General features: G+C 65.3%; 8 protein-coding genes. 4 read left to right on the top strand and 4 right to left on the bottom strand.

What is annotated here, in order from left to right; translation table 11 throughout:
- Positions 1–344 precede the first annotated feature (344 nt).
- The 3 genes from purE to ABW22_RS15610 all read left to right on the top strand — a co-directional run bounded on the left by purE (position 345) and on the right by ABW22_RS15610 (position 2,503).
- Positions 345–839 carry a 5-(carboxyamino)imidazole ribonucleotide mutase gene (purE, locus tag ABW22_RS15620; protein ID WP_059758974.1) on the top strand — a complete coding sequence of 165 codons (495 nt, stop codon included), beginning with the start codon at positions 345–347 and terminating at the stop codon, positions 837–839.
- A gap of 79 nt (positions 840–918) precedes the next feature.
- A complete protein-coding gene (locus tag ABW22_RS15615; RefSeq protein ID WP_269083916.1) occupies positions 919–2,040 on the top strand; it encodes a 5-(carboxyamino)imidazole ribonucleotide synthase in 1,122 nt (373 codons plus the stop codon).
- Positions 2,041–2,071: 31 nt separating this feature from the next.
- Complete coding sequence (locus ABW22_RS15610; RefSeq protein ID WP_059758970.1) at positions 2,072–2,503, top strand: DUF192 domain-containing protein; 432 nt, start codon at positions 2,072–2,074, stop codon at positions 2,501–2,503.
- Between the two features lie 3 nt (positions 2,504–2,506).
- Here ABW22_RS15610 and ABW22_RS15605 read toward each other — a convergent pair whose 3' ends face one another.
- The 4 genes from ABW22_RS15605 to purM form a co-directional block, all read right to left on the bottom strand.
- Positions 2,507–3,541, bottom strand: a complete 1,035-nt coding sequence (locus ABW22_RS15605; protein WP_237763384.1) for a DUF3108 domain-containing protein — start codon at positions 3,539–3,541, stop codon at positions 2,507–2,509.
- A 152-nt stretch (positions 3,542–3,693) separates the two neighbouring features.
- Positions 3,694–4,398, bottom strand: a complete 705-nt coding sequence (locus ABW22_RS15600; protein WP_059758963.1) for a DUF3108 domain-containing protein — start codon at positions 4,396–4,398, stop codon at positions 3,694–3,696.
- Positions 4,399–4,400: 2 nt separating this feature from the next.
- On the bottom strand, positions 4,401–5,033 hold the full coding sequence (gene purN / locus ABW22_RS15595; protein WP_059758959.1) for a phosphoribosylglycinamide formyltransferase: 633 nt from the start codon (positions 5,031–5,033) through the stop codon (positions 4,401–4,403).
- On the bottom strand, positions 5,030–6,058 hold the full coding sequence (gene purM / locus ABW22_RS15590; protein WP_237763383.1) for a phosphoribosylformylglycinamidine cyclo-ligase: 1,029 nt from the start codon (positions 6,056–6,058) through the stop codon (positions 5,030–5,032). The genes purN and purM overlap by 4 nt, the downstream gene beginning before the upstream one ends.
- Before the next feature lie 40 nt (positions 6,059–6,098).
- Between purM and ABW22_RS15585 the strand changes: the two genes are divergently transcribed.
- A partial coding sequence (locus tag ABW22_RS15585) for an AI-2E family transporter (protein ID WP_157648681.1) occupies positions 6,099–6,918 on the top strand: 820 nt, incomplete at its 3' end.

The raw sequence follows: 6,918 nt of genomic DNA, 5'->3' as shown, positions 1-6,918 counted from the left end.
CGGGCAGGCCGGGGCCTGCAACGAGGCGCGACAAAGGCAGGCGCGCGCACGGACGTATCAGCGGGTGCGTAGCGTACACACCCAAGCGGTGAGTCGTATCGAAGACGAGAACGCGTGTGTTCATGCTGGCCTCATGGGGACAAAAAGCGGTCAACTGCGGTTTTTAGGTTTAATGCAGAGGCATTTGCACAGGCCCGAAAATCGGGGCGAGGGCGCCCCGCTTACGAACCCTGGGACCTGCAGGAGAGATGCCCTCGCCCGATTTCGAACCGCCGCACCGCCGCGTCGCGAATTGCATGAGCCTCTCGCGTTAAAATGCCGCTTTTATTCGGCGAATCAGACCTATGAACGCTCCTCTGGTCGGTGTGGTGATGGGCTCTTCCAGCGACTGGGAGGTGATGAAGCACGCGGCGATGCTGCTGAAACAGCTGGGCATCCACTTCGAGACAAAGGTGGTGTCCGCGCACCGCACGCCGGATCTGCTGTACGAATATGCCTCGACCGCCGAGGCGCGCGGGATCAAGGCGATCATCGCGGGGGCCGGCGGCGCTGCCCACCTGCCGGGCATGATCGCCGCCAAGACCATCGTGCCGGTGCTGGGCGTGCCGGTGCCGTCGAAATACCTCAAGGGCATGGATTCGCTGCTGTCCATCGTGCAGATGCCGAAGGGCATTCCGGTCGCCACCTTCGCCATCGGCGAAGCCGGCGCGGCCAACGCGGCGCTGTTCGCCGCTGCGCTGATCGCGCGCTACGACAACGGCCTGGCGGCGCTGCTCAACGATTTCCGCCGCGGCCAGTCGGATTCGGTAATCGCGATGGACCTGCCCGATGTCGAATAAGCCGCTGCCCATTTTGCCCGGCGCATACGATTCCACACGGGCTTCAGCCCGTAGTGGATCGGAGTCCTTTAGGGCCACGCTGCCTATTCTGCCGGGGGCGACCTTGGGCATCCTCGGCGGCGGCCAGCTCGGCCGCATGTTCACCCTCGCCGCGCGCACCATGGGCTACAAGGTCATGGTGCTCGACCCCGATGCCGCCAGCCCCGCCGGGCAAATGGCCGATGTGCATGTGCGGGCGGACTACACCGACCTCGCTGCCCTGAGAACACTCGGCGCAGCCTGCGCGGCCGTCACCACCGAATTCGAGAACGTCCCCGCCGCCAGCCTGATCGAGTTGGCGAACCATTGCCGGGTGTCGCCCGGCGCCGACGCAGTCGCCATCGTGCAGGACCGCAGTCACGAAAAGGCCTGGCTCGCCGACAACGGCTTTGCCACCGCACCGTTTGCGCTGGTCAATTCCGAGGTCGACCTCGATGCCGCGCTGGCGGCAACCGGCACGCCGGCGTTGTTGAAAGTGTCGCGCTTTGGCTATGACGGCAAGGGCCAGGCCCGGGTCGCCACGCTCTCCGAAGCGCGCGCCGCCTTCCGCGAATTCGGCGGCCAGCCCTGCGTGCTGGAAGGCTTCGTCCAGCTCGAACTCGAAATCTCGGTGGTGCTGGCACGCGACGATGCGGGCCACTGCGCGCTGTTCCCGGTCGCCGAAAATCGCCACGACAATGGCATCCTCGACATCTCCATCGTCCCTGCACGCGTCCCCGACAGCCTTGCCCACGAGGCGCGCGGGATGGCGTGCACGGTGGCCGACAAGCTCGGTTACGTCGGCGTGATGGCGGTCGAGTTCTTCGTCGCTGGCGGCCAGTTGATGATCAACGAAATCGCCCCGCGCCCGCACAACTCCGGCCATTACACGCTGGATGCCTGCGTCACCGACCAGTTCGAGCAGCAGGTGCGTGTGCTGTGCGGCCTGCCGCTCGGCGACACCCGCCTGCTGTCGCCGGTGGTGATGGTCAACCTCCTCGGCGACCGCTGGCACAACGGCGGCCCGCATTGGGCCGCGTTGTTGTCGCACCCCGCCCTCAAGCTGCATCTGTACGGCAAGGAGGCCGCCCGGCCGGGGCGCAAGATGGGGCATTTCAACGTGCTCGACGCCGATCCGGAAGCCGCGCTGCAGTTGGCCGAGAAAATGCGCAATGCGCTGTAGTGCATCAATTCAGGGTTGGCGCTGCAGCGCATTGACCCGGGCCGGCCGCTTTGGCGCGCTTGCGCTGGCCGTCCTGTGGGGCACCGCCAGTGCAGCAGCAAGCGACGCGCGGCTGCCGCTGCGCATCGGCCCGCATGCCTTCCAGGTCGAGCTTGCGGCCACCCCGCAACAACGCCAGCGCGGCCTGATGGGCCGCACCCATCTTGCCGCCGATGGCGGCATGCTGTTCGTGTTCGAGCAGCCGGGTCGGCATTGCTTCTGGATGCACGACACGCCGCTGCCGTTGTCGATCGCGTTCATCGATTCGGCGGGCCGCATTGCCAGCCTTGCCGACATGCAGCCGCGAACCGAGACGCCGCACTGTCCGAGCGCAGACGTGCGCTACGCGCTGGAAGTACGACAAGGAGAATTTCAGCGCCGCGGCATCACGGCGCGCATGCAGGTGGGCGGTTTACCGCAGTAACCTTCAGGGCGAAATCGACAACAGCACGAGCTCCATTTCGTTACCTTTGTCGTCGCTGCGCAGCACACGCACCGGCAGGTAGTGCCGGTCGATTGCAAGCCAGATCTCGAAGCGGCCGTCACCATCGGCTGCCCGCGCAAGATGCAGGGTGCGCAATGCGCCCAGCGCGGTTTCCAGCGTTTCTTCGTCCCGCACTTCGTAGACATAGTCGCGCAGCTTCTTGCCGTTGAATACCGTATAGGCCAGCTGCCCCGCCGGCGGCGGCGCGGTCAGCGCAAACTGGAAAAACAGGCTGAGCGCATCCTGCACGTCGCCCTGATAAGCGAAATGGCGCGGTGCACCCTTCGCTGGCGTGAGTGTGAGGGTGTCGTTGACTGAGTCGAAGCGCGCGCTGCTGCGCTTGTCGCCGCGCTGATCCCAGAACTCTTCCGGCACCAGGCCGCGCGGCGTGATGCGGCCGCGACTGGTCTGCACAAACCGCCCGCGGTAGAACATGCCGGTGAGACCGGTGGCTCCGGCCACACTGGTCAAGGTGTAGCTTTCACCTTCATTGATCCACACCAGCGTCTGCTCGCCCCTGGCCAGTCCGTAGCGCACCTGGAAGCGCATGTCGAGACGCGGCGGCAGCGGATTCAGCGGAGGCCAGACGACCTCGGCCACGGGTTCTGCTTCGGCCGGTTCGACTTCTGCCTGGCGGGATTCCGTTTGGGGCGCGGCCTCCGGCGCGACAGCGACGGCCACGATTTCGTCCACTTCGGCCATCGCCACGTCGGCGGGGGGTTCGGGCGGCGGCGCGGGGCGAGGCAATGGGAATGCCACCCGGGACTTGGGCTTGGGCTTCGCCGCAGCCACAGGCGGAGGGGGAGCCGGCTTGGGCGGCGGCATCAGCCGCGCCTCGATGGGGGGCGACTCATGTGGCGCCTGCGCCTGCGGGAGCTGCCACCCCAGCCCGCCGAGCAGACTGACGTGCAGCAACAGCGACCCCGCCAGAGCCAACCACCACGGGCGGACGCTGCGCCCCACCTTAGCTAGTGTCACGAACCGGAAATAGCGAAGCATGAAACAGCGTCTTTTTCCGCCATGCGTCGTTGCAGCCCCTTGCCGTATACCCCATACGGCTGCGGGTCTGCGCCTCGCCTAGCGAAAAAATCCATCTGTTTCATTTGTTCCGCTATTTCCGGTTCGTGACACTAGTCCCTGACGCTCGCGCGCACCAGGCGCTGTTCAAGGATGACACCGTCTTCGCTCACCCGGATTTGCACCGGCAGATTGTTGCGGGCAGGGGCGACCCACACGGTAACGGCCTTTTCGTCGGGTCGTCGCGTGATGCGCTGATATTGCTGGGTGACCAGCGGTCCCAGCGGCGTCTCGATGGTGCCACCCTCGCTACGGGCATAACGATAGTCGTTGAGGTCGCGCCCGCTCACGACCTGCAGGCTGTAATCGGCGGGCACGGCGGGCGCGAACATGAACTGGTACACCTGCGACAACTGGTCCTGCGCCCCATCGCGCAAGCCATCGACCGTCCACGATTCACCCTTGTACTGGTAGGCGATGCTGCGTTGTTTCCAGTCGAGGCGTGCGGTCGCCAGCTTGTGCGGCGAATCGCTGCGCGCATGCTGGAATTGCTCGGGGCGCAGCCCCTGGCGGGTCACGTCCCCCGTGCTTTCGAGGCGAATGCTGCCCGGCCACAGCGCTTTCAGCGGGCCGGACGCGCGCGTTTCGCTGGTCAGGGTGTAGCGGTCGCTGCTGCGGATGAAGGTGTCGGTGACCTGGCCGAGTTTGAGGCCGTTGCGGTAGAGGTCGTACTCCAGGCTCATTTCCTGTGGCGCCGCGGCTTGGGCGGCGGCGGCGGCGGCAAACAGGCCGAAGGCCAGTAGAAGCGTTTTAATCATGGTCACGTCTCAGTGGATAACACTGACTGTGACGTCAAATCGCCCTTCAAGTTTACGTGGCCCTGGTTTATTTCCAGCCGTCCCTCGGCAAACCAGCGGATCGCCTGCGGGTAGATGCGGTGCTCCTGCTGCAGCACGCGCGCGGCCAGGGTATCGGGCGTATCGTCCGCTCGCACCGGCACCGCGGCCTGGATGACGATGGGGCCATGGTCCAGATCGGCAGTGACGAAATGTACCGTGCAGCCGTGGATTTTGATCCCTTCGGCCAGCGCGCGCGCGTGGGTTTTCAGCCCGGGGAACATCGGCAGCAGCGAGGGATGGATGTTCAGCAGGCGGCCCTCGAAGCGCGCGATGAACGCGGTGCTGAGGATGCGCATGTAGCCCGCCAGCACCACCAGATCGGGCCGATGGCGCTCGATCTCGTCGGCCAGCAGGGCATCGAAGGCCTCGCGGTCGGGGTGGGCGGTGTGGTCGAGCGCGACCGCGGGCAGGCCGCGCGAGCGCGCGTAATCCAGCCCCGCCGCCTGCGGCCGGTTGCTGATGACAGCGACGATTTCAATTGGCAGCTGCGCCTCGGCAATCGCCTGAAAATTGCTGCCGCGCCCCGACAGCAGCACGACGACGCGGCTATTCACAGATAGATAACCTGTTCCGCGCCGTCCGGGCGGGCAACGATTTCGCCGATCTGCCACACGGTTTCGCCGCTCGTCTGCAGATGCGTCATCGCCGCTGCGGCGTCCGTTGCGGCCACCACGACGCACATGCCGATGCCGCAGTTGAAGGTGCGCAGCATTTCATCCGGCGTAACATTGCCAGCCTGCTGCAGCCAGTCGAACAGCGGCGGGCGCGTCCAGCTGGTCGGGTCGACGCGCGCCGCGCTGCCTTCCGGCAGGCAGCGCGGCAGGTTGCCGGTGACGCCGCCGCCGGTGATGTGCGCCATGCCCTTGACCGGGAGCTTTTCCATCAGCGCGAGGATGGGCTTGACGTAAATCCGTGTCGGCTCCATCACGGCGTCGGCAAACGGGTGGCCGTGGAAGTCGGTTTTGAGGCCCATGCCGGACACGTCGATCAGCTTGCGGATCAGCGAATAGCCGTTGGAATGCGCGCCGGAAGACGCCAGTCCCAGCACCACATCGCCCGCCTCGATGGTCTGGCCGCCGATGACCTTGGACTTCTCGACCACGCCGACGGCAAAGCCGGCCAGGTCGTATTCGCCGTCGATGTACATGCCAGGCATTTCGGCAGTTTCGCCGCCGATCAGGGCGCAGCCGGCCTGCTCGCAGCCGGTGGCAATGCCGGCGATCACCGCTTCGGCGGTGTCGAGGCTCAATTTGCCGGTGGCGAAGTAATCGAGAAAGAACAACGGCTCGGCACCCTGCACCAGAATGTCGTTGACGCTCATCGCCACCAGGTCGATGCCGACGGTGTCGTGGCGGTTCAGCTCGAACGCCAATTTAAGCTTGGTGCCGACGCCGTCGGTACCGGAGACCAGCACCGGCTCCTTGAATTTCTTGGAAATCTCGACCAGTGCGCCGAAGCCGCCGATGCCCGTCAGCACCTCGGGGCGCATGGTGCGCTTGGCCAGCGGCTTGATGCGCTCGACCAGGGCATCGCCGGCGTCGATATCGACCCCGGCATCTTTATAGGAAATGGAAGACACAGCCGACTCCAGAATCAAAAAGTGCGGTATTTTACCGCCTATGTCGACTCCCCGCCCGTTCCACCTCCCCTGGTTTGCGCTCACCGTGCTGCTCGTCATGGGTGGGCTGGTCTATCTGCTCGGCCCCATCCTCACGCCCTTCCTGGCCGGCACCTTGCTGGCCTACATCTTCGACCCGCTGGTCGACCGGCTGGAAGCGCGCGGCTGGTCGCGCGTCTCCGGAACCGTTGCGGTGATCGTGTTGGCGGGGCTAACAGTATTTGGCCTGGTTCTGATTGCCTTGCCACTGTTTCAAGGCCAATTCGCTGAGCTGAACCAGCGCCTCCCGGCCGCGCTCGATTTGCTGCAAACCCGCTTCCTGCCATGGCTGCAGCAGACCTTCGGCATCGCCATCGACCCCAACCTGGATGCACTCAAAACCTGGCTGACCGAACGGGCCACTGAAAACAGCGCCAACTGGCTGCCCACCCTGCAAACCGGCGCGCTTGCTGTCTTGGGCGTGGTGGTCAACCTGCTGCTTATTCCGGTGGTGATGTTTTATCTGCTGAAGGACTGGGACGTGATGGTGGCGCGCGTCGCCGCGCTGGTGCCGCGCGACTGGATGGGGAGTGTCACCCGCGTTGCACGCGCGATGGACGCGGTGGTCGGCGAATTTATGCGCGGGCAGCTGGCGGTCATGACTATCCTCGCGCTGTATCACGCCATTGCACTGTGGGCGATGGGTCTCGACTATGCCCTGCCGATAGGCATTCTCACCGGACTGCTGTCCTTCGTCCCTTTTCTCGGAATCGGCTTGGGCCTGACGCTGGCCTTGCTGGTGGCGCTGTTGCAATTTGCCGACTGGAGCGGGGTGGCCTGGG

This window comes from Thiobacillus denitrificans, assembly GCF_001530125.1.
GTDB classification, from domain to species: domain Bacteria; phylum Pseudomonadota; class Gammaproteobacteria; order Burkholderiales; family Thiobacillaceae; genus Thiobacillus; species Thiobacillus denitrificans_C.
This window is presented reverse-complemented; position numbering and strand designations above follow the sequence as displayed.

Excerpts from the sequence above, each read along its gene's own strand:
- purE (WP_059758974.1), top strand. The coding sequence starts at position 345 with ATGAACGCTCCTCTGGTCGGTGTGGTGATGGGCTCTTCCAGCGACTGG.
- ABW22_RS15600 (WP_059758963.1), bottom strand. The coding sequence starts at position 4,398 with ATGATTAAAACGCTTCTACTGGCCTTCGGCCTGTTTGCCGCCGCCGCC.